Here is a 20,291-nt window from a genome sequence, read left to right as displayed (position 1 = left end):
TCAGAACTCGTACTCGAACCCGATGATGGGCAGGAGCGAGAACTGCGCCTGCTCCTCCACGAGGCGCTCGGTGACGTTCCAGAAGACGCCCTCGACGTTCGTGCGGTTGTAGGCGTTCCACAGGCTCACAAACGTGACGAGGCTGGAGCGCGGAAAGAAGAACCGCCGGTCGACGCGGAGGAAGAGCGAGTGGAAGGCCGGGAGCCGCTCCTCGTTGAACCGCGCCACGTCGAGGACCTCCTCGTCGAGCGAGGCCGAGGCGGCCGCGTCGATGGGCGTGAAGGGGCGGTCGCCGAGGTAGCTCCAGCGGGCGCTGACCTCCCACCGGTCGTTGGGCTTGTAGCCGCCGACGACGCTGAAGAGGAGGCGGGCGTCGAAGTCTCGGTTGCGCCACGCGCCGTCCGCGTCGCGGTAGCGCGAGCGGAAGTACGAGGCGCTGGCGAGGCCGTAGAAATTCTCGGCGAGCTTCTTCTGGAGGAGCACGTCCACCCCGCGCGCCCACGCCCGCCCGCCCGCGTCAAGCGCGCCCGAGAAGTCGCCTCGGCTGTCGAGTACGAAGCCGGGATCGGCCTGCGGGTTGCCGGGGGTGTACTGCGGGAGGTCGCGGTACTCCTTGGCGAAGGCCTCGACCGTGAGCCGCGTGTCGGGCGTGAGGAGGTAGCTCGCGCCGGCGATGTAGTGGTCGGCGCGGTAGGGGCCGAGGCGCTCGTTGGCGTCGTTGAACGAGACGAGGAGGAGCGGGACGGCCTGCCGGTAGACACCGAGGGCAGCGCTCAGGGCGAGGCGGTCAGTGAGTTGGTACGATGCCGAGGCGCGCGGCGAGAGGGTCGCGGTCTCGCTGAGCGACGCGTAGTCGGCGCGGAGGCCGAGCGTGGCTTCGAGCCGGGCGGTCGGCTGCACGGTTACGCTCGCGAAAGCGCCGGGGCGGGCGTCGGTGAGCGTCTCGTCACGCCGGTAGCCGGGCTGCGCCTCGCCGTTGCGGGCGACGAACGGGTCGCGCTCCAGCTCGAACGCGCCGCGCTCGACCCAGACCTCGCCGCCGAACTCGGCCTGGAGGCGCGGCGCGACGCGCCAGAGGCTCGTCGAACGGAGGTTGAAATGATTCGTCCGTGTCTCCTCGGCGAGGTCGCGCGCCCCGCCGTCGACGAGGCGCACGTCGAGACCTCGGCGGACGAACGAGTGCGAGGCCGTCGTGTGGGTGAACCCGTCGCCGCGCCACAGCGCCCGCCACCCGAGTCCGACCGTGTTCTGCGTGTTCTGCGCGTCGACGAAGTCCGCCGCGCCGTCCTCGACCGCGTCCTCGGCCGTCTGCTCGAAGCGGCTCGTCCCGAAGAGGTTGAGGAGCGTGAGCTCGTGCCCGCGACCCGGTTGCCACGCCAGCTTGCCCTGCAGGTCGCCGAAGCTCGGTGCCCCGCCCGCGTCGATGGCCCCGGCGATCACGTCGAGGTAGCTCCGCCGCCCTGAGACGAACCACGAGCCGCGTCCGCCCGGCAGCCCGCCTTCGACGATCCCGGTGCCGCCGGTGAAGTCCACGCCGACCTCGCCCGTGAACTGCTCAGCCCCGTCGCGGTAGCGGATGTCGCTCACCGACGAGGTGTAGCCGCCGTAGGCCGCCGAGAAGCCGCCGGTCGAGAACGCGATCCGGTCGATGAACTCGGTGTTGAGGATGCCGGTCGGGCCGAACGACGAGCCGTCGCCGGTCTGGAAGTGCTGGACGCCGGGGACGAAGATGCCGTCGACGTAGAACCCGTTCTCGGCCGGGCTGCCGCCGCGGACGAAGAGGTCCTGGCTCGTCTCGCCGCGGGCGGCGACGCCGGGGAGCGCGCTCAGCACGCGGGCGATCTCGCGCCCCGAGCCGGGCGCGCGCCGGATCTCCTCGGCCGAGAAGGCCGCGACGCTCGTCGGATCCGCCCCCCGCCCGAAGTAGTCCGCCTGCACCGTCACGGCGTCGCCTTCGAGCACCGCCTCGCGGAGTTCGACCGTCACGACCGTCGACCGCCCTGGCTGCACGATGAGGTCCGTCCGCAGGACCGGCTCGTAGCCGAGGTAGCGGACCTCGATGCGGTGCGTCCCGACGGGCACGCCGGGAATCGAAAATGCCCCGTCGGCGTCGGTCGCCGCGCCGATCCCGAGGTCGGCAACGACGACGTTGACGCCCGCGAGCGGCTCCTGCGTGGCGGCGTCGGCGACGGTGCCTTTGAGGGTGCCGGTGCGCGGCTGCGCAGCGGCGGCGAGGGGAAAGAGAAGGGCGAGTAGCCAGAGGGCGGTGCGGAGGCGAAGCATGACAGGTCGAGGTCGGGTGAGAGAGTGTGTCGGTACCCAATCTCTCCCAGTTCCTGCTCCTTCCCAAGCCTCCGGCGACGTGCGGACCTTCGGTCCGACGAGCGGCTGGCGGGCCGCGACGAACGGTCAGTCCGGGCGCTACGCGCCTCGCAGGATGCGCTTCACGTCGCGCACCCGGCGGCGGGCCAGCGGTACCGTCTCGCCTCCGTCGAGCGTGAGCCGGTACGTCCCTGAAAACCACGGTACGAGTTCGCGCACGGCGGCGACGTTGACGAGGAAGGCGCGGTGAACCCGGAGGAACCGGTCGCCGCCAAGCCGCTCTTCGAGCGCCTGGAGCGTAAAGTCCACAGGATACGTCTTCCCTTCGAAGTGCGCGAGGACCACTTTGTCTTGCGCCTCGAAGTAGCGCACCTCGGCCGGCTCGACGATGCGGAGCCGCCGCCCGGCCTGGAGCGCGACGTGCGCCAGGGGCACCTCGCGTCGCGCGTCGCCAAGCGCGTCGAGCGCGGGGTCCGGCTCGCGGGCAGCGACGAGCGCGGCGACGCGGCGGAGCGACCGGGCGAGGCGCTCGCGGCGGACGGGCTTGGTGAGGTAGTCGAGGGCGTGCGCGTCGAAGGCGCGGAGGGCGTACTCGTCGTAGGCCGTTACGAAGACGACGTGCGGGCGCGGCGGCACGAGGAGGTCGAGCACGTCGAAGCCGTCGAGGCCCGGCATCTGGACGTCGAGGAAGAGGAGGTCGGGCTGCAGCTCGCGGGTGCGGAGGACGGCCTCTTTCCCACTGCCGGCCTCGGCGAGGATCTCGACTTCGCCGGCCTCGGGACCGACCTCGCCGAGGAGAGCGCGGAGGCGCTCGCGCGCGAGCGGTTCGTCGTCCACGAGGATCGCGCGCAGCATGGCCGCTCAGCCCTCGGCCGAAGGGCGCTCCCACACCGGCCGGCCGGCCGGGTGCGGCTCGGCCACTGCCGTGCGGAAGGGGAAGCGGAGCGCGACGCCGTCGGGGAGGAGGGTCAGCGTCGCGGCCTCGCCGAAGAGGAGGCCGAGCCGGTCGCGGACGTTCGCCAGCCCCGTGCCGCGCCCGAAGACGACCGCCGGGTCGGTCGTGGCGAAGCCGGGGCCGGTGTCGCGGACCGTGAGGTGCACCGCGTCGCCCGCCCGCTCAGCCCGGACCTGGACGGCGCACGCCTCCTCGGTGCGGGCGCAGCCGTGCTTGACGGCGTTCTCGACGAGCGGCTGGAGCATCAGGCTCGGCACCTGCGCCCCGAGCAGGCTGGGGGGTACCTCGACGAGGACGACGAGCCGGTCGCCGAAGCGCGTCTCCTCGATCGAGGCGTAGAGCCGCGCTGCCTCGACCTCATCGGCGAGCGTGACCGTCGGCTGCTTCGAGGCGCGGAGGGTGTAGCGGAAGAGCTCGGCGAGCTGCTCGGTCACGCCCTCGGCCTCGCGCGGGCGCGTGCGGACGAGCGCCGCGATCGCGTTGAGCGTGTTGAAGAGGAAATGCGGGTTGATCTGCGCCCGGAGCGCCTTCAGCTCCGAGGTCAGCGCGGCCTGCTCGGCGTTGCGAAGCTGCCGGTAGAAGTCGAAGGCGTACATCAGCGTGCTCACGAGGACGGCGAACAGCCCCGCGACGATGGCGACGGAGACGAGGCGCGGCCCCTCGCCGTCGAGCGCCCGGTCTGGCTCGAAGAGGGCGCACAGAAGCGCGTCGAGGCCGTAGATCAAGAGAAACGTCGCCGTCGCCGTCGTCGTGAGCGCAGCGATGTGGAGCGCCGCGTGCTGCCACGACCGGAGGGGGACCCGGCGGTAGAGCCACCGCCGCGCGACGAGAAGCGACGTCCACATCACGCAGCCGTAGAGGACGCCGTAGGCCATGCTCTGCCCCAGGTCTTTGTCCTCCAGCCACGCCACCAGGACGCCTGACGCCGCGCCGACGACTACCATCGCTGCGGGCAGCCGGAGCCGGCGGAGAAGAGCGCGGGAGGGTGGAGAGACGGAGGGCATGGCAGAAGGTAGGGCCGTGCTCCCTAAGATCGCGCCTGGCTCCACAACTTCGGCACCGGTCGCGCCGACGGTTCGCCCCGGCGACGAACGGTCGGTCTCAGGCGACGAGCGGCCGCCGCTTACCGGACGGCCGTGCAGGCGATCTCGACCCGGGCCCCGCGCGGGAGCGCTGACACCTCGACGGCCTGCCGCGCCGGCGGCGACTCGCTGAAGTAGCGCGCGTAGACCTCGTTGACCTGCCCGTAGTCGTTGATGTCGGTCAGGTAGACCGTGCAGGAGACGACGTCCTCGTAGGTCATCCCCCCGGCCCGGAGCACGGCCCCGAGGTTGTCCAGCACCCGCGCCGTCTCGGCCTCGATGTCGCCGTGGAGCAGCTCGCCCGTCTCGGGCACGAACGCGATCTGCCCCGAACAGTAGAGCGTATTGCCCGACAGGATAGCCTGGCTGTACGGGCCGATGGCGGCCGGCGCGTTCGGAGAGCAGATGATTTCGCGGCGGGTGGAGACGGTGGGCATGAGAGGGCCGGATTAGGAAGTCTGTCTTTAGTTTCGGCCCACCCCGCCCCGGCCGCAAGCGAAGTTTCGTGCAAGAGCCGGAGCGACGCTCAGCCACCAACCGGAGCAAGGCCAGGCACTAAACGACATAAGCAGCACACGAGCAGAGGCGAACAGGAGCGGTCCGTTCAAGAATCCGCAGAGGCGGAACGCCCCGTTTGGGGCCTTGTTGAACCGGCCTCAGACCGACCCTCCCCGACCCTCAGACTCTCGACTTCCCGACCTATGAGCGACCGCGTACTGGTAGCGATGAGCGGCGGCGTGGACTCGTCCGTGACGGCGGCCCTCCTGCGCGACCGAGGGTACGAGGTCGTCGGCATCACGATGAAGACGTGGGACTACGCGGGGTCGCTCGGCGAGCCGAGCGGGCCGCGCAAGCCGGGGCAGAAGGAGGTCGGCTGCTGCTCGCTGGAGTCGATGAACGACGCCCGCTCGGTGGCGCTCAAGATGGACTTCCCGCACTTCATCGTCGACATCCGCGAGGAGTTCGGCGACTGGGTCATCGAGCGCTTCACGAGCGAATACCTCGCCGGACGGACGCCCAACCCGTGCGTGCTCTGCAACACCCACATCAAGTGGGCCGCCCTCCTCCGCCGCGCCGACGACCTCGGCTGCGACTTCATCGCCACCGGCCACTACGCCCGCGTCCGCCGCGACGACGCGCTCGGCCGCCACGTCGCCTCGCGCGGGCTCGACGGGAACAAGGACCAGAGCTACGCCCTCTGGGGCCTGCCGCAGGAGCACCTCGCCCGCAGCCTCTTCCCGCTCGGCAACTACACCAAGCCCCGCATCCGCGAGATGGCGAGCGAATACGGCCTCGACCGCGTCGCCGACAAGCCGGACTCCTACGAGATCTGCTTCATCCCCGACAACGACTACCGGGGCTTCCTCAAGCGCCGCACGCCCGGCCTCGAAGCCGCCGTCGCCGGCGGCGACTTCGTCCTCGCCGACGGGACCGTCGTCGGGCAGCACGAGGGGTACCCGTTCTACACCGTCGGCCAGCGGCGTGGGCTGGGCCTGCCGCTCGGCTACCCGGCCTACGTCACCCGCATCGACGCCGCGACCAACACGGTCACCGTCGGGCCGCGCGACCAGCTCCTCGGGCAGACGCTCACGGCGCGGCAGCTCAACTTCGGCAAGCGCCCCGACCTCTTCGACGAGCAGCCGGTCACGGCCCAGATCCGCTACAACGACGCCGGCGCGCCCGCGCTCGCGTGGCAGACCGGCGACGACGAGGTCCGCATCGCCTTCGCCGAGCCACGCACGGCCATCGCGCCGGGGCAGTCGGTCGTGCTCTACGACGGCGACGACGTGGTGATGGGCGGGTGGATTCACGGAGTCGACTGAAGGCGTTACGTATGGCGTGGGAGGAATGGAGGGCGGGGAAGCCCTCTAGGTCCGACGGGCAGCAAACCCTCCCTGCTCTCCCTTCCCTACGCGCCCTATCTTTTTCCCTCACCCGCCGCCTTACCCCATGAAGCGCACTGCCCTCGTCCTGCTCCTGCTCACCGCCGCCGGGTGCGAGATCGGCGAGATCGAGCACGTCGGGACCGTCGTCCGCGTCGAGGCGGACGGTGGGTTCTGGGGCATCGTCTCGCACGACGACAGCACGCGCTTTCGCCCGACGAACCTCCCGGACGTGTTCGAGCGCGACGGCCTGGTGGTCGAGTTCGAGGGCTACGTCGTCAAGGAGGACCGGCGCGAGGGCGAGTGGGGCATTCCGGTCGAGCTGAGCGAGGTCGAGATTCAGATCACGCGGCGCGATGACTGACGGCCGGCGCGAGTGCCCGTCGTGCGCGGTGGCGGTGGACGCCGCGGCCGCCGTCTGCCCGCTGTGCGGCTACGAGTTTCCCGAGCCGCGCACGGGCTTCGGGCCGATGGCGTGGCTGTTCGTCGCACTCATGCTGCTGCCCGCGCTGTGGGTGCTCGCTCGGCTCCTCTGACACGGGGTTGACAGGTGGGGGCCGTACGCTCCAGACGAACGAACCCTCCACCACACGATGCGACTCTCGGACCGCGCCCGTCACGCGCTGCAGCGCAGCCGCGCCGACGCCGTGCGCCTCGGCCACGACACGGTCTCGCCGGAGCACCTCCTCCTCGGCGTGCTGCATGAGGGCGGGCTGCCGGTCCGCCTGCTGCGGGGCCTCGGCGTCAGCGTCCGCCACCTCCGCCGGGCGGTCGAAGCCGCGCTGCCGGCCAGGCCGGGTGCGGCCGACCTCGACCCGGCGCTCGCGGCGGAAGCGGAGGACGTGCTGGCTGCTGCCGAGCGCGCGGCGGCCGAGCACGGCCAGGGTACCGTCGGACCGGAGTGGCTGCTCCTCGCCGTTCTAGGCGACGAGGACGGTGTGGCGGCCTCGGTGCTGCGCGACGCCTTCGGAGTCCAGGCAGAGACCGTCACGGCCGGGGTGCTGAGCGCCCACGGCCTCGCGCCGCCGGAGCCGCCGGCCGTGCGCGAGCCGGAGCCGCCCTACCTCCGCGACCGCGCCGCATCGGCCGGGCGCCGCCTCTCGCTCGTCTTCGACGAGACCGCGACGGAAGAAGAGGTGGCCGAGGTGCTCGCCCTCCTCTCCGAACTCTACCGCGCCCTCGGCGGCGACGGCCTCGTGATCCTCGACAGCGGCGTCCCGGCGTGGGACGCGGAGGGCACCGGCGATGGCTGACGCTCTCGACCCGAAGCGCGAGCCGCTGCAGATCGACCTCGCCGGGCGCAACCCCGCGCTCTTCGACGCCCTCTTCGCGCAGCTGGAGCAGACCCTTGTCGACGTCGTCGAGCGCCTGACGCACGCGCAGATCGACCCGTCCTCGCGCGAGATCATGGGCGAGCTGCTCGGCGCGGCGCAGGGCTACGTCGAGGCCCGGCTCAAGGCTCCGTCGATCGAGAACCAGGTGCGGCTCGCCGAGATCACACGGCTCTACGCCGAGGCCGAGGAGCGTCTCGCCCACGCCCGCGAGCAGCGCGCCTCGGCCGAGCGGCAGGAACTGGAGAACCTCGAAAAGAAACTCGAAGTCGCCCTCTCGATGATGCAGAAGCTCCGCACCCTCAAGCTCCTGCAGGGTCCCGACGGTACCACACTCGACTTCGCCGAGTGAGCCCAGGAACCAGGGGTCGAGTATCTGGCGTCTTCATCACCGCGTCGAGCGCGCTCAGCACGCCGAGCACCTGCGCCACGCCGAGCACGGTCGGGACGAGCCACGGCGGGAGGTCGATGAAAGACAAGGGTAGGATCGGAAGCGGGGAAGAGCGGAAGCGGGAAAGATAGGCTCGACGGTGAGGATCAGACCCTGCCGCTCTTCCGCTCCTCCGCTCCTCCTTTCCTAGTAGCACCGACCCGCTGCACGTCGCACATTGCGTGGAGGCGCGAGACGGTGCGCTCGAACTTCTCCGCAATGGCCTGCTCGACGCCCCGCGCGCCGTCGGCCGAGAACCACTGCTCGGGCAGAGCCTCGGCGGTGAAGTGGAGGACGGGCGGCGACGGGTGGGTGTAGAGGTCGTCGACCACGCGGAGCAGGCGGAGGGCGTCGTCGGTCGAGCCCACGCGGAGGTCGGCGAGGTAGAGCGCGTCGTGCCCGGTGAGGTCGGCGGTGAGAGCGGCGCGCTCGGTGTCAACGGTGCGGCGGAGCAGATCGTCGCGGTGGAGCCAGAGCTTCGTCCGGTCGTCGCGCTCGAAGTCGAGGCGCATCGCAGCTTCGGCGGCGTCCGTCGGGCCGACGTAGGCTTTGCCCGGCTTCGCGAGGCCGCGCCGGAAGTCCTCGCCCGGGACGAAGACGACGTGGTAGCTCCGCCGGAACTCCTCCGAGATGAACCGCTCCAGCCGGTCGCGCCCGAACGCGGCCGAGACGAACTTCTCCGGCTCGGCGTTGCTCGTCGCCGCGACGGTCACCCCGAGCCGGCCGAGGGTTTTGAGGACGTTGATGAGCCGGACCTCGTTGGCCGGGTCGTCGAGCTCGATCTCATCGATCAGGAGGACGCGGTGGGCGTCGGCGAGGCGCTGTGCGTAGGCCTCCGGCGGCTCGGTCGCCCGGAACAGCGCCGACGAGTGGAGGAAGGCGCACGGCACGGCGGGGTGTAGCGTCCGGTAGATCGAGACCAGCATGTGCGTCTTGCCCGTCCCGACCGGCCCGACGAGGTAGAGGCCGCTTCGGAGCGACGCGTCGCGCTTCAGCCACCGAAGGAAGGCCGGGCCGTCGTAGCGCTCGCGCACGCGCTCGGCGAACTGCTGCGCGCCGGCGAGGGCGGCGGCCTGCGCGTCGTTCTGCGGGCGGTAGGTCTCGAAGCGCGCCTCGTCGAAGCGCGGTGGCGGGGCGAGGGCACTCATGGCGCGGCAGGGACACGGTCGGGGCGCGTCGCCAGGAAGGCCGCCGCGAGAAGCACGGCCCCGCCGGCGACCGCCAGCGGCCCGAGGACCTCGCCCAGAAATGCGACGCCGAGGGCTGCCCCGACGAGCGGTTCGAGGTTGACGAACACGCCTGCCCGCGCCGCCTCGGCGTGGAGGAGGCCCCAGTTCCAGAGGAAGAACGTGAGAGCCGTGCAGCCAAGCCCGAGGCCGAGCACGGCCGCCCAAGCCCCCGACGAGAAGCTGAGCGAGGGCACGCCGTCGAGCGCCCACAGGAACGGGACGAGCACGGCGGCCGCGAGCGCGAACTGCGCCGCCGTCGCCGCGAGCGCGCCGACGCGCCGGGCGAGCCGCCGGACGACGAGCGTCCACGCCGTGGCGATGCCCATCGAGACGAACACGAGGGTGTCGCCGAGGAGCGTCCGCCCCGGCCCCGGCGCGCCGATCAGCAGCAGCGCGCCGAGCGTGGCGAGGCCGACGGCGACCCACGTCAGGCGGCCGGGCCGCTCGCCGTCGAAGAGCGTCGCCGCCACGGCCATCATCGGCGGGGCCGTCGCCACGAGGAGGGCGGCGCTCGACGCCGTCGTGCGGTCCAGCCCCTCGAACTGGAGCAGGAACATCCCCGGCCCGCAGAGGACTGCGCAGACCACGAGCAGGACCGTGTCGCGCCGCGCCCACCGCACCTCGCGCCACCGGACGACCGGCAGCAGGACCGCGGCGGCCAGTACGAACCGGCAGAAGACGAGCGTCGCCGCCCCCATCTCGCCGAGCGCGAGCTTGCCGAGTGGGAACGAGGCGCCCCAGAGCACGCTCGCCCCGGCGAGGGCCGCGTAGGCCCGCCGGTGCTGACCTGCGCGCGTAGCCTCAGCGCCCATCGACGAGCGGGAGGCTGACGAGGTTGGCGAAGAGCCGGTACGCGCCGGGGTTGTAGACGGCGAGCTGCCGGTACCACCCGAGCGCCGTGTAGAGGTACGTCCCCTCGCCGACCTCGGCCAGCAGCGTCGAGCTCGGCAGCGGGTCCTCGCCGGGGTCGTTCATCGCAAGGAGTTCGACGTAGCGGTCGTCGTACCCTGCCGGGAAGTAGAGGCCGCGCTCCTGCACCCAGCCGTCCCACACGTCGGGCCCGGTCGCGTTCGGCGCGCGGAAGAGGACGTGCTCCGGTTCGAGGAGCGTCACCGGTGCCTCCTCGACCGTCACGCGGTCCCGGCCGAGCAGCAGCGGGTAGGGCGCGAAGCCCGCCGGGTTTTTCTTCGTTTCGTCGAAGGGGTCGTCGTACTGCTCGTTCCACTCGAACGTCTTCTGGTAGGTCACGACGAGGTGCCCGCCCGCGCGCACCCAGTCGAGCAGGCGCTCGTTGTAGCGCCGGAGGTCGGAGCGGACGAGGTAGGCGCGGATATCGACGACGACCGTGTGGAGGTCGCTCAGGTCGCCCGAGGCCAGCATCGCCGAGTCGAGCGGGACGACAGTCGCACCCATCGTGCGGAGCGCGTACTCGGTCGTCTCGTCGTAACTCTTGACGAAGCCGACGCGCAGGCCGTCGGCGACCTCGACGCGCGGCAGGGGCCGTGCGGTGCGCGTCGCCGTGGTAGGTGCGTAGCGCGTCGGCGTCGGGGCCGGGCGCGCTTCGAGGCGGAGCTCGTAGTCCGCTACCGGGATGTCGTCGGGGAGCGTGAACGCGAACGTCTCGTCCGTCCAGCCCGCCCGCTTGCCGACCGTCTGCTCGGCGACGACGAGCGGGCGCACGCGGACGTTCGGCTCTGCCGGCGGGGCGATGACAAGCTGCACCGTCGCGCCGCTCACGTCCGGATCGTCGATGCGGATGCGGTAGTCGAGCGTGTTCTCGCCGGGCATCAGCCGGATCACACCGTCGGGCAGCTCGACCGTGATCGGCGCAGCGATTTCGAGCGTGAGGTGCTCGGCGGTGTAGATGGCCTCGGGCTGGCCGGGCAGGCGGATGGCGTACTGGACCGGCGGCGTGCTGAGGAGCCGGTCGTATTGCCGCTCCGCCTTCGGGAGCGTTGGCCTCGCGTCGGGCGGGACGTGGAGAAACGCAATCGGCTCGGTGTTCATCGAGGCTTCCGGCGGGACGGTCACGACGGTGTCGACCGCGCCCGTAAAGACGAGTTCGACCGGCGAGGGCCGCCCGCCCGGCGAGAACCGCGTCCCGAAGCGCCAGTAGAGCGGGACCGTCTGGCCGGGCACGGCGCGCTCCGTCTGCGGCCGGAGCCCCTCGCCGTCGCGCAGCGAGGCCGTGAGGCGGCCCATGTCGAGGAGCGCCGCGAGGGGTAGGGCGTTGGCGTAGCGGTTCGGGGCGAGGTCGTCGGCGAGGTCGGTGGCCTCGTCAGGGAGCGCCGGGATGCCGGGGGCCGAGCGGAGGAGCTGGAAGTCGGTCACCTGGCGCCGGAAGCGCGGGGCGAACTTGTCGAAGCCCTGCGAGCGGTGCTCAGCTACCGCCTCCACGGCGATGTCCGTCGCCGCGAGGTCGCGCCCTGGGATCGTCTCGCCGACCGGCACCGAGACGTCCGGCGGCGCGTCGGTCCCGCCGAAGCGCCACTTGCGGAGGAAGAGCCGCTTCGGCTGCCAGAGGTCCACGCCCGGCTCGGCGAGGTGCTCGGGGTGGAAGCTCGGGTCGGCGGCGAGCGCGAAGGCGTCGTAGGCCGAAAGCCCGACCGCCTGGTGGTGCCCGTGCTGCGTCCGTGGCCCGACCGTCAGCGTGTCGTGGTTGGTAAAGATCACGTCCGGTTTCAGCTCGCGGATCACCCGGACGAGCCGCGCCGTCACCGCGTCGCGCCCGCCCCACGCCGCGAACGACTCGGCGGCCGACTTCGAGTAGCCGAAGTCGTAGAAGTTGAGGAAGCGGACCTGAGCACCGAGGATGCGCCCGGCGCGCTCGGTCTCCTCGGTGCGGATCGCGCCCAGCTTCTCGTAGAGGTCCGGCCCGATCTCGTTCTGCCCGCCCTCGCCGCGCGTGTAGATCACCGAGTAGGCGACCGCGTCGTGGGCCCAGCGGTAGTGCGCGAGGGTGTTGCCGTCCTCGTCGTCCGGGTGCGCCGCGAGGTTCATCACCACGAGCGGCTCGGGCTCGTCGATGCTCTGCGCGAAGGCCGGCGCGGTCGCGAAGAGCAGGAGGGCAAAGAGGGAGAAACGGCGGACGGTCATGGGCGCGATAGTGGAGCCCCGCTTTCCACAGACCCACTGCCAACGGGTTCCGATTGTGGAGGGAGTGGAGGGAGTAGAACAAAAACCGAGAAAGTTAACGGGGCCGTTTGGACGGCGCGCCTACCTTCCTGTCCTCCGTTTCCCGTCCTCCGTCCTCCGATCCATGACCGACGCCGACCGCACCTTCCTCTTCGACCTGCTCAGCACCCCCAGCCCGACCGGCTTCGAGACGCCCGGCCAGAAGAAGTGGGCCGCCTACGTCCAGCCCTTCGCCGACCGCGTCGAGAGCGACGCCTACGGCAACGTCTGGGCGACGCTTGGCGGCGACGGCCCGACAGTCCTCCTCGAAGCCCACGCCGACGAGATCGGGTTCATGGTGAAATACATCACCGACGAGGGCTTCATCCACGTCGACCGGATCGGCGGGAGCGACCACGCTGTCGCGCGTGGCAAGCGGGTCCGCATCCTCGGCAGCGACGGGCCCGTGCTCGGCGTCGTCGGCAACACGGCGATCCACCTCCGCGACCGGTCGGGCGAGGAGAAGGCCCCGAAGCTCGAAGAGCTGTTCCTCGACATCGGCGCGTCCTCGAAGGACGAGGTCGCCGGGCGCGGCGTCCGCGTCGGCCACCCGGCCGTCTACGCCGACTCGGTCGAGGCGCTGACCGAGCAGCGGCTCGTCGGGCGGGCGCTCGACAACCGCCTCGGCGGGTTCGTCGTCGCCCAGGCACTCCGGCAGCTTGCGGCCTCGAAAGAGAAGCGGCCGAGCCGGGTCATCGGGTTGAACGCCGTGCAGGAAGAGATCGGCGGGCACGGCGCGCGCATGGCCGCCTACCGCCTCGAACCGGACGTCGCCCTCGTGCTCGACGTGACGCACGCCACCGACTCGCCCGGCATCCCCAAGGCCAAGCACGGCGAGGTCAAGCTAGGCGGCGGGCCGAGCATTACGCACGGCACAGTCAACCATCCGAAGGTCGTCGAGCGCCTCGTCGAGATCGCCGAGCAGGAGGACATCCCGCTCCAGCACGAGGCCTCGTCGCGCTTCTCGGGCACCGACACCGACGTGATCTTCAACTCGAAGGCCGGCGTCCCGAGCGCGCTGCTCTCGATGCCGCTGCGCTACATGCACTCGACCGTCGAGACTGTCGACCTCGGCGACGTGGAGCACGCCGTCCGCCTGATGACCGCCTTCGCCCGCTCCGTCACGGCCGACGACCGCTTCCGCGCCGACATCCTCTAGAGGCTGACGCCGTAGACCGCGCCGAACTTGCGGCGGACGTAGGCCAGCCACGGCTCGGCGCTGAGCGGTCCGCCCGTTGCTTCGTCCATGATCTCCGCTGCTGAGCGCGCCCGGCCCCAGCGGTGGACGTGCTCCCGCATCCACCCGAGGACCGGCTCGAACTCGCCGCGCTCGAACATCTCGCCGAGGTCGCCCAGGTCGCGCTCGGCGGCTTCGAAAAGCTGGACCGACATCAGCGTGCCGAGCGTGTAGGTTGGGAAGTAGCCCATCGCGCCGAGTGCCCAGTGGATGTCCTGCAGGCAGCCGTCGGCGTCGCTCGGCGGCGCGAGGCCGAGGAGGTCCTGCATCGCCGCGTTCCACGCCTCGGGCACGTCGCGCGGGGCGAGGCTGCCCGAGACGAGCGCGGTCTCGATCTGGAAGCGGAGCATGACGTGGAGGTTGTAGGTCACCTCGTCGGCCTCGACCCGGATGAGCGACGGGCGCACGCGGTTGACGGCGCGGTAGAAGGCGTCTTCGGCCACGCCGGCGAGCACATCGGGGAAGGTCTGGCGGAGGCGGGGGTAGGCCCAGCGCCAGAACCCGCGCGAGCGCCCGACGAGGTTCTCCCACAGCCGCGACTGGCTCTCGTGGACGCCGAGCGAGGTCCCGTCGGCGAGCGGCGTTCGCTCCAGCGCCGGTTCGATGCCCTGCTCGTAGAGCGCGTGGCCGACCTCGTGGATCGTCCCGAAGAGGCCGGTCGGGAAAAAGTCCGGCGCGATGCGGGTCGTGACGCGGACGTCGCGCGTCGAGAACGAGGTCGTGAACGGGTGGGCCGAGTGGTCCTGCCGCCCGCAGACGAAGTCGTACCCGAGCGCGCGGGCGACCTCGAGGCCGAAGTGCCACTGCCGCTCGGCGTCGAAGCTGCGGTGGAGAACGCTGTCGTCGGGCGGCTCGGCCTCGGCGAGCGCCTGGACGATGGGGACGAGGTGCTCGCGGAGGTCGCCAAAGAGGGCTTCGATCTCCGCCGTCGTCGCGCCGGGTTCGTACGCGTCGAGGAGCGCGTCGTACCTGCACCCACCTTGGTCGGGCGGGTCGTACCCGAGCGCTTCGGCCTGCTCCACGCTCAGGTCGACGATCTCGCGGAGGTGCGGGGCGAAGCGGCCGAAGTCGTCGTCCTGCCGGGCGTGCTTCCACGCCTCCAGCGCCCGCGCCTTCGCCGTGGCGAACCGCGTCACGAAGTCCGCCGAGAGTTTGGTCGCCCGGTCGAAGTCGCGCCGGGCGACGCGGACGAGCGCGCGGTCGAGATCGTCGGCTGGCTTGTTGCGCTCCAGGTCTTCGAGCAGAAGGCCTACCTCGTCGCTCGTGAGGTGTTCGTGGGCGAGCCGCTTGAGGGTGGCAAGCTGATGGGCGCGGGCTTCGGCTGCGCCGGGCGGCATGTAGGTCTCCTGGTCCCACTCCAGCAAGGCCGCGGCGGCACTAAGGTCGCTGACTGGGGCGAGGTATTCTTTCAGCGTGTCGATGCTCATGCCTGCTCCGCGTCAGACGGGCTCACCGCTCCGTCTCCGCCGTCGCCCTCGTAAAACCGCTTGGGCAGGATCTCGTCGAGGCGCTCGCCGCCGACGACGCCGAAGTCGAGCGTGCGGATCGGGAAGGGGATCGTGAGGTCGTTCTCGTCGAGGGCATGCTTGAGCGCGATGATAGCCTCGCTCTGCGCGTGGAGAAAGTCGGCCTGCTTGTCGAAGTCGATCCAGAAGCGGAGGACGAAGTTGATCGAACTGCCGCCGAACTCGTTGAAGTAGCAGTCCACGGCCCGGCTCTGGTCCACAACGTCGAGGCCCTTGATCGCCTCGACGGCGACGGAGCGCGCCTTCTCGAGGTCGTCGCCGTAGGCCACGCCGCAGGAGAGGTCGATGCGCCGGTGGCCGGTGCTGTAGTTCGTCAGCGGGTTCTGGAAGACCTGCGCGTTCGGGATGATCGCGGTCTGGCCCTGGAACGTGCGGACCTGCGTCGAGCGAAGGTTGATCTCGCTCACGATCCCGGTGTAGTCGTTCGTCTCGATCATGTCGCCCTCGACGAACGGGCGGCGGATCGAGAGCAGGATGCCTGCGATGAAGTTGGCCGCGAGGTCCTGGAACGCGAAGCCGAGCGCGAGGCCGACGATGCCCGCGCCCGCCAGGAGCGACGTCACCGCCTTGTCCGCCCCCACTACGCCGAGCGCGATGAATGTCCCGACAGCGAGGACGACCACGTAGACAATCGTGGCGAGGAGGTGGTTGACCTGCTCGTAGGACGAGGTTCGGCTGAGGATGCCCTTGACGCCGCGCCGCACGAGCCGCGCGACGAACACGGTGACGAGGACGATCAGGACCGCCGCGACGAAGTTGGGCAGCAGCAGAATGAGCGCGTCGAGCCAGCCCTGGAGCTTGTCTAGGAGGTTGCCAAAGGTTTCGCTGAGGTTCATGGGAGGGATCGGATGGGAGACGTGATAGGGTAAAAGAGAAGGTACAGACGGACGATAGAGGAGAAACACGCTTCGGAGTCCGTTGCTCCTCCCGAATTACGATCCGGGAGGACAGGGCGGAGCGCCTAGCGTTCTCGGCTTGTCCGAGGGCTTAGGATTTTGGTATACTGCGACGATTCTTGTGTTACCAAATTGTTAACAAGCGTCGGGGGACGCCATGCGTGCACAGGCATTTTTCGGAGGGCTGCTGCTCTTGGTACCGCTCGCGCAGGCGGCGGACGCGCCGCGTGTGCAGGTCTTCTCCTCGGTCAGCCGGGACATCGTAGCCGTCGGTGAGACGCTCGTGCTGGAGGTCGAGGCGATTGTCACCCGCACCGACGAGTGCGAGGGGGTCTCGGTGGAGGTCGCCACGAAGGGGACCGGATTTGAGATCGTGCGCACCGAGCCGATCCGGGCCGAGCGCGGCACCGTGGCCGGCGTGGAGATGGCAGTCTTGACGCGGCGGTTTACGCTGCGCCCCCTGCGGGCGGGCGTCCTGGAACTGCCGGCCGTTGCGGTGCGGGCCGGACCCGTGGCCACAGCGACGCAGCCTCGCACGATCAGGGCCTACACCGGAGCCAAGTCGTTCTACAAAGCCGCCCGCTCGGTACTGCCGGTCGTCGCCGAGGGTGACGGGTTCACGCGGATTGGATCGGCGTTTCTCGTCGCCGACGATGCCCTCGTGACGGCCTACCACGTCGTGGTCGGGACGGACCGCGTCCGGGTCCAACTGCCGAACGGCAAGCGCCTGACCACGACAAAGACCTGGGCCATCGACCCCGTCCGCGACATCGCCGTGCTTCATGTGGACCCCGAGGCGATGCGCCGGGCCGAGCTGGTACCGCTCGCGCTCGCCCCGCCCCACGAGCGCGGCGAGCCGGGCGACCCCGCGTTCACGGCCGGCTGGCCGGACGGCGTCCAGCAGTCGGGCGTCGGGGTCCGCTACGCCGACCTGCACCCCGTCGCGGACGAGACGATCTGGGTCTCCTCGAACCGCGTCCGCCCGGGCGACAGCGGCGGCCCGCTCCTGGACCGGCAGGGACGCGTGCTCGGCGTCGTGACCTCGGGCCGGACGGCCGACGGGCTGCGCGTCTTCGCCGAGAACGTCAGCCTGGCCACCGACCCGCGCCGCGCCCTTGCGCTGCGGCTCCGCCGTGCGCAGCCGTACGGGCTACGCCGGGCGCTCGACGTGCACGCCCGCGCCGGGGCACGCGCCCACGCCCGCGTGCTCGAACTCGCCACCTCGCTGACGCAGCAGAACGGCTGGCGGATCGGCGAGCGGACCCAGCAGGAAAACGCCCTCCGCCTCGTGGCTGACGAGGCACCGAGCGACCCGGCGCTCCAGTTCCTGCTTGGCACCACACTCGACCAGATCGGCGACCGAGACCGCGCCGCCGAGGCGTACCGCGCGGCGCTCGACCGGGACGCCGCGTATTTCCCGGCGGCCTACGCGCTCGGCTACCACCACCTCCGCACGGGCAACTTCGAGGCGGCGCACGCCCTCTTCGAGCAGATGCAGGAGGGAACGCCCTACGCCAGCCTGGCCGCCCTCGGGCTGGCCAGGATTTACGCGTCGAGGCTGCAGTACGTCGAGGCCGAGCAGGCCATCCGCGACGTGCTGCTGCGGGACCATCACTTCGCCCCGGCGCTGTACCTGCTCGGCTACTGCCTGGTCGCGCAGGGACGCTTGGCCGAGGCCGGCGGCCTGACGCTGCAACTCGAACGGCTGGACGGCTACTGGGCTGAGCGGCTCCGGCTCCACGTCGAGCAGCCGATCCTCCAGCCCGTCACCCTCGCCACGCTGCCCCCGGTCACGCCGAAGCAGCCGTAGTTCAGAGGACAGAAGACGGGGAACAGAAGACGGGAGACAGAAGATGGTAAGAGCCATCCTGTGCCCGAGGCAGTGCCCGTGTGGGTGCCCATTCCGACCTCGTGTTGTTTTTGTGCAACCGGGGGGCGCATATTCTCCGCCCATAGGCAGTCTCGTGCTGCCCTCTGTCCCCCCGAGCGAATTCCCACCTTCATGGACCAGGACCACGCTGACCACGGGCGCGACCACCGCGACGAGATCTACTCCAAGCGCGTCCCCGCCGGTCGCAGAACCTACTTCTTCGATGTGAAGACCACCCGTTCCGGCGAGGATTTCTTCATCACCATCACCGAGAGCAAGAAGGTGGACGAGGGCCGGTGGGAGAAGCACAAGGTGTTCCTCTACAAGGAGGACTTCGGCAAGTTCGCCGCCGCACTCCACGAGTCCATCGACTACATCCGCGAGAACCACCTCCCGGACTACGAATTCCGCGACCTCCCCGAGGTCGACCTGACGTACGACGACGAGGACGTGCGCGGATAGGACGCGCCGGTTCGGCAGATCGGTGCCCCCGGTGGAACCACGGCCGCTGCGCCGCGTGGGTCTGTCCCTCGCCCGCGCCTGACCTATGCCTTCCCCCGCTGCGCCCGCCACGGACCGCCTCTCCGACCTCGTCGACCTGATCCGCCCCGAAGTCCGCGCCGAGCGCGCCTACCGCGTGGCCACCGCCGTGGACCGCGCGGCGAAGCTCGACCAAAACGAGAGCCCGTACGGCCTGCCGCCCGAGATCGAGCAGGCCGCCATCGGCGCGCTGCGGGCGACGGCCTGGAACCGCTACCCGGCCGACCGGCCGCACCGGCTCGCCGCAGCCCTCGCCGAGCGGCTGGACTGGCCCGAGGAGGGCCTCATCCTCGGGCGCGGCTCGAACGAACTAACGCCGACGGTGGGCCTCGCGTTCGTGCAGCCGGGCACGCCGGTCGTGCTGCCGAGCCCGATGTTCGCGCTCTACGGCAGCATCGTCCGCGTCTTCGGCGGGACCGAGGTGAAGGTCGCCCCGGAGCCGGACTTCTCGCACAGCGCCGACGCCGTCATCGCGGCGATGCACGCCTCCGAGGCCCCGCTCACGGTCGTGTGCTCGCCCAACAACCCGACCGGGGCGAGCTTCGCGCACGACGACCTCCGGCGCCTAGCCGCCGCCGCGCCCGGCTTCCTGCTCATCGACGAGGCCTACTACGAGTTCATCGAGGGGCCGACGGCGCTCGACGTGGCGCGCGACTTCCCGAACGTGCTCGTGATGCGGACCTTCTCGAAGGCGATGGGCCTGGCCGGAGTCCGCCTCGGTTACCTGATGGGCCACCCGGCGATCGTCGACGAACTCCAGAAGCCGCGCCTCCCGTTCCTCGTCGACTGCGTCAGCGAGGCGATGGGCCTCGCCATGCTCGAGCGCGGCGACCTGATCCGCGAGCGCGTCGCCGTGCTCAACGCGGAGCGGGTAAAGCTGCGCGCCGCGCTAGCCGAGATTGAAGGGGTCGAGACGATGGACTCGTCGGCCAACTTTTTCATCATGCGCACCCCGGTGGTGCCGGCCGATCTGCTAGCGGCACTCCTGCGCGAGGGCGTCCGCATCCGCAACGTGAGCGGGTACCCCGAACTCGCCGGCTGGGTGCGCGCGTCGGTCGGGCTGCCGGAGGAGAACCGGGCCTTCCTCGACGCCTTGAAACGCGTGCTTCCGTGAGCCGCCTACCCAACCGGGCTGTCCTTATCTTCTGAGCCAACGCTGGGCCCATGGACTACCTCCAAGTAGACATCATCGGACTCTCCACCAGCCCCTCCAGCGGCGGGGCCTACGCCCTCGTACTCGGCGAGATCGACGGCAACCGCCGCCTGCCGATCATCATCGGGGCCTTCGAGGCCCAGGCCATCGCCCTTGAACTGGAGAAGATCCAGCCCCCGCGCCCGCTGACCCACGACCTGCTGCGCGACCTCTTCGAGGCCATCGACGCCGACATCACGGACATCGTGATTGACGACCTCCGCGAGGGGACCTTCTTCGCCAAGATCCGCTACGTCTACGCCGGCAAAGAGCACCAGCTCGACGCCCGCCCGTCAGACGCTGTCGCCCTCGCCGTCCGCACCGAGGCCCCGATCTACGTCGCCCCCGACGTGCTCGACGAAGCCGGCATTCCGGCCGACGACGAGGAGGGTGCCCGGATGGAACGGGCCGACGACGGCGAGGTCGAGGAGGCCGTCACGGCGCGCTCGCCGCTGGACCGGATGGAGGCGCAGCTCACGAAGGCCATCGAGACCGAGGACTACGAGCGCGCCGCCCAACTCCGCGACGAGATCGAGCAGATGCGGAAGGAGAACTAGGAGCGGACGAGCGGAGGAAAGGAAGAGCGGAAGACTCTGAGGTTCATCTACAGGCCGATCTCCCAGC

At 70.6% G+C, this 20,291-nt stretch carries 19 protein-coding genes; 10 read left to right on the top strand and 9 right to left on the bottom strand.

Translation table 11 applies throughout. From position 1 onward, the window contains the following. From AAGI91_05910 to AAGI91_05895, 4 genes are all read right to left on the bottom strand, one after another. A complete protein-coding gene (locus AAGI91_05910; protein MEM1042148.1) occupies positions 1-2,283 on the bottom strand; it encodes a TonB-dependent receptor in 2,283 nt (760 codons plus the stop codon). Between the two features lie 138 nt (positions 2,284-2,421). Further along, positions 2,422-3,177: a LytTR family transcriptional regulator DNA-binding domain-containing protein gene (locus AAGI91_05905; GenBank protein MEM1042147.1), complete on the bottom strand. Its 756-nt coding sequence runs from the start codon at positions 3,175-3,177 to the stop codon at positions 2,422-2,424. 6 nt (positions 3,178-3,183) lie between these two features. After that, positions 3,184-4,281 carry a histidine kinase gene (locus AAGI91_05900; GenBank protein ID MEM1042146.1) on the bottom strand — a complete coding sequence of 366 codons (1,098 nt, stop codon included), beginning with the start codon at positions 4,279-4,281 and terminating at the stop codon, positions 3,184-3,186. A gap of 119 nt (positions 4,282-4,400) precedes the next feature. Then, positions 4,401-4,796: a RidA family protein gene (locus tag AAGI91_05895; GenBank protein ID MEM1042145.1), complete on the bottom strand. Its 396-nt coding sequence runs from the start codon at positions 4,794-4,796 to the stop codon at positions 4,401-4,403. 264 nt (positions 4,797-5,060) lie between these two features. Here AAGI91_05895 and mnmA point away from each other — a divergent pair, with 264 nt between their 5' ends. The 5 genes from mnmA (at position 5,061) to AAGI91_05870 (ending at position 7,925) form a co-directional block, all read left to right on the top strand. Further along, positions 5,061-6,182 carry a tRNA 2-thiouridine(34) synthase MnmA gene (mnmA, locus tag AAGI91_05890; protein ID MEM1042144.1) on the top strand — a complete coding sequence of 374 codons (1,122 nt, stop codon included), beginning with the start codon at positions 5,061-5,063 and terminating at the stop codon, positions 6,180-6,182. 127 nt (positions 6,183-6,309) lie between these two features. Beyond that, positions 6,310-6,606: a hypothetical protein gene (locus AAGI91_05885; protein MEM1042143.1), complete on the top strand. Its 297-nt coding sequence runs from the start codon at positions 6,310-6,312 to the stop codon at positions 6,604-6,606. Continuing rightward, complete coding sequence (locus AAGI91_05880) at positions 6,599-6,778, top strand: zinc ribbon domain-containing protein (GenBank protein MEM1042142.1); 180 nt, start codon at positions 6,599-6,601, stop codon at positions 6,776-6,778. Before AAGI91_05885 ends, AAGI91_05880 begins: the two co-directional genes overlap by 8 nt. Positions 6,779-6,835: 57 nt before the next feature. After that, positions 6,836-7,495: a Clp protease N-terminal domain-containing protein gene (locus AAGI91_05875; protein MEM1042141.1), complete on the top strand. Its 660-nt coding sequence runs from the start codon at positions 6,836-6,838 to the stop codon at positions 7,493-7,495. Further along, positions 7,488-7,925 carry a hypothetical protein gene (locus AAGI91_05870; GenBank protein ID MEM1042140.1) on the top strand — a complete coding sequence of 146 codons (438 nt, stop codon included), beginning with the start codon at positions 7,488-7,490 and terminating at the stop codon, positions 7,923-7,925. The genes AAGI91_05875 and AAGI91_05870 overlap by 8 nt, the downstream gene beginning before the upstream one ends. 185 nt (positions 7,926-8,110) lie before the next feature. On the opposite strand, the gene zapE is transcribed toward AAGI91_05870, so the two are convergent. The 3 genes from zapE to AAGI91_05855 are packed head-to-tail and all read right to left on the bottom strand — an operon-like array spanning position 8,111 to position 12,328. After that, on the bottom strand, positions 8,111-9,151 hold the full coding sequence (zapE, locus tag AAGI91_05865; GenBank protein MEM1042139.1) for an AFG1/ZapE family ATPase: 1,041 nt from the start codon (positions 9,149-9,151) through the stop codon (positions 8,111-8,113). Continuing rightward, positions 9,148-10,044 carry an EamA family transporter gene (locus AAGI91_05860; GenBank protein ID MEM1042138.1) on the bottom strand — a complete coding sequence of 299 codons (897 nt, stop codon included), beginning with the start codon at positions 10,042-10,044 and terminating at the stop codon, positions 9,148-9,150. Before AAGI91_05860 ends, zapE begins: the two co-directional genes overlap by 4 nt. Beyond that, positions 10,034-12,328, bottom strand: coding sequence for a PIG-L family deacetylase (locus tag AAGI91_05855; GenBank protein ID MEM1042137.1), 2,295 nt, complete (start codon positions 12,326-12,328; stop codon positions 10,034-10,036). Before AAGI91_05855 ends, AAGI91_05860 begins: the two co-directional genes overlap by 11 nt. A gap of 163 nt (positions 12,329-12,491) precedes the next feature. Between AAGI91_05855 and AAGI91_05850 the strand changes: the two genes are divergently transcribed. Further along, positions 12,492-13,565: a M42 family metallopeptidase gene (locus AAGI91_05850; GenBank protein ID MEM1042136.1), complete on the top strand. Its 1,074-nt coding sequence runs from the start codon at positions 12,492-12,494 to the stop codon at positions 13,563-13,565. On the opposite strand, the gene AAGI91_05845 is transcribed toward AAGI91_05850, so the two are convergent. Continuing rightward, a complete protein-coding gene (locus AAGI91_05845) occupies positions 13,562-15,070 on the bottom strand; it encodes a carboxypeptidase M32 (GenBank protein MEM1042135.1) in 1,509 nt (502 codons plus the stop codon). The genes AAGI91_05850 and AAGI91_05845 overlap by 4 nt on opposite strands. Continuing rightward, a complete protein-coding gene (locus AAGI91_05840) occupies positions 15,067-16,005 on the bottom strand; it encodes a mechanosensitive ion channel family protein (protein MEM1042134.1) in 939 nt (312 codons plus the stop codon). Before AAGI91_05840 ends, AAGI91_05845 begins: the two co-directional genes overlap by 4 nt. A gap of 217 nt (positions 16,006-16,222) precedes the next feature. On the opposite strand from AAGI91_05840, the gene AAGI91_05835 reads away from it, so the two are divergent. The 4 genes from AAGI91_05835 (at position 16,223) to AAGI91_05820 (ending at position 20,224) form a co-directional block, all read left to right on the top strand. Then, positions 16,223-17,875, top strand: coding sequence for a trypsin-like peptidase domain-containing protein (locus AAGI91_05835; protein ID MEM1042133.1), 1,653 nt, complete (start codon positions 16,223-16,225; stop codon positions 17,873-17,875). A gap of 192 nt (positions 17,876-18,067) precedes the next feature. Next, entirely contained in the window at positions 18,068-18,397 is a 330-nt protein-coding gene (locus tag AAGI91_05830; protein ID MEM1042132.1) for a DUF3276 family protein, read from the top strand. Positions 18,398-18,482: 85 nt separating this feature from the next. Next, on the top strand, positions 18,483-19,589 hold the full coding sequence (gene hisC / locus AAGI91_05825; protein ID MEM1042131.1) for a histidinol-phosphate transaminase: 1,107 nt from the start codon (positions 18,483-18,485) through the stop codon (positions 19,587-19,589). 50 nt (positions 19,590-19,639) lie between these two features. Then, positions 19,640-20,224, top strand: coding sequence for a bifunctional nuclease family protein (locus AAGI91_05820; GenBank protein MEM1042130.1), 585 nt, complete (start codon positions 19,640-19,642; stop codon positions 20,222-20,224). The last annotated feature ends 67 nt before the right edge of the window (positions 20,225-20,291 follow it).

Source organism: Bacteroidota bacterium (genome assembly GCA_038746285.1).
GTDB lineage: Bacteria > Bacteroidota > Rhodothermia > Rhodothermales > JANQRZ01 > JANQRZ01.
The sequence above is the reverse complement of the archived record's forward strand: the minus strand, read 5'-3'. Positions and strand labels throughout refer to the sequence as shown.

Coding starts and splice junctions, on each gene's coding strand:
- AAGI91_05845 (MEM1042135.1), bottom strand. CDS start 15,070: ATGAGCATCGACACGCTGAAAGAATACCTCGCCCCAGTCAGCGACCTT.
- AAGI91_05830 (MEM1042132.1), top strand. CDS start 18,068: ATGGACCAGGACCACGCTGACCACGGGCGCGACCACCGCGACGAGATC.
- AAGI91_05905 (MEM1042147.1), bottom strand. CDS start 3,177: ATGCTGCGCGCGATCCTCGTGGACGACGAACCGCTCGCGCGCGAGCGC.
- AAGI91_05840 (MEM1042134.1), bottom strand. CDS start 16,005: ATGAACCTCAGCGAAACCTTTGGCAACCTCCTAGACAAGCTCCAGGGC.
- AAGI91_05910 (MEM1042148.1), bottom strand. CDS start 2,283: ATGCTTCGCCTCCGCACCGCCCTCTGGCTACTCGCCCTTCTCTTTCCC.
- AAGI91_05875 (MEM1042141.1), top strand. CDS start 6,836: ATGCGACTCTCGGACCGCGCCCGTCACGCGCTGCAGCGCAGCCGCGCC.
- AAGI91_05850 (MEM1042136.1), top strand. CDS start 12,492: ATGACCGACGCCGACCGCACCTTCCTCTTCGACCTGCTCAGCACCCCC.
- mnmA (MEM1042144.1), top strand. CDS start 5,061: ATGAGCGACCGCGTACTGGTAGCGATGAGCGGCGGCGTGGACTCGTCC.
- AAGI91_05820 (MEM1042130.1), top strand. CDS start 19,640: ATGGACTACCTCCAAGTAGACATCATCGGACTCTCCACCAGCCCCTCC.
- zapE (MEM1042139.1), bottom strand. CDS start 9,151: ATGAGTGCCCTCGCCCCGCCACCGCGCTTCGACGAGGCGCGCTTCGAG.
- AAGI91_05895 (MEM1042145.1), bottom strand. CDS start 4,796: ATGCCCACCGTCTCCACCCGCCGCGAAATCATCTGCTCTCCGAACGCG.
- AAGI91_05835 (MEM1042133.1), top strand. CDS start 16,223: ATGCGTGCACAGGCATTTTTCGGAGGGCTGCTGCTCTTGGTACCGCTC.
- AAGI91_05880 (MEM1042142.1), top strand. CDS start 6,599: ATGACTGACGGCCGGCGCGAGTGCCCGTCGTGCGCGGTGGCGGTGGAC.
- AAGI91_05855 (MEM1042137.1), bottom strand. CDS start 12,328: ATGACCGTCCGCCGTTTCTCCCTCTTTGCCCTCCTGCTCTTCGCGACC.
- AAGI91_05870 (MEM1042140.1), top strand. CDS start 7,488: ATGGCTGACGCTCTCGACCCGAAGCGCGAGCCGCTGCAGATCGACCTC.
- AAGI91_05885 (MEM1042143.1), top strand. CDS start 6,310: ATGAAGCGCACTGCCCTCGTCCTGCTCCTGCTCACCGCCGCCGGGTGC.
- hisC (MEM1042131.1), top strand. CDS start 18,483: ATGCCTTCCCCCGCTGCGCCCGCCACGGACCGCCTCTCCGACCTCGTC.
- AAGI91_05860 (MEM1042138.1), bottom strand. CDS start 10,044: ATGGGCGCTGAGGCTACGCGCGCAGGTCAGCACCGGCGGGCCTACGCG.
- AAGI91_05900 (MEM1042146.1), bottom strand. CDS start 4,281: ATGCCCTCCGTCTCTCCACCCTCCCGCGCTCTTCTCCGCCGGCTCCGG.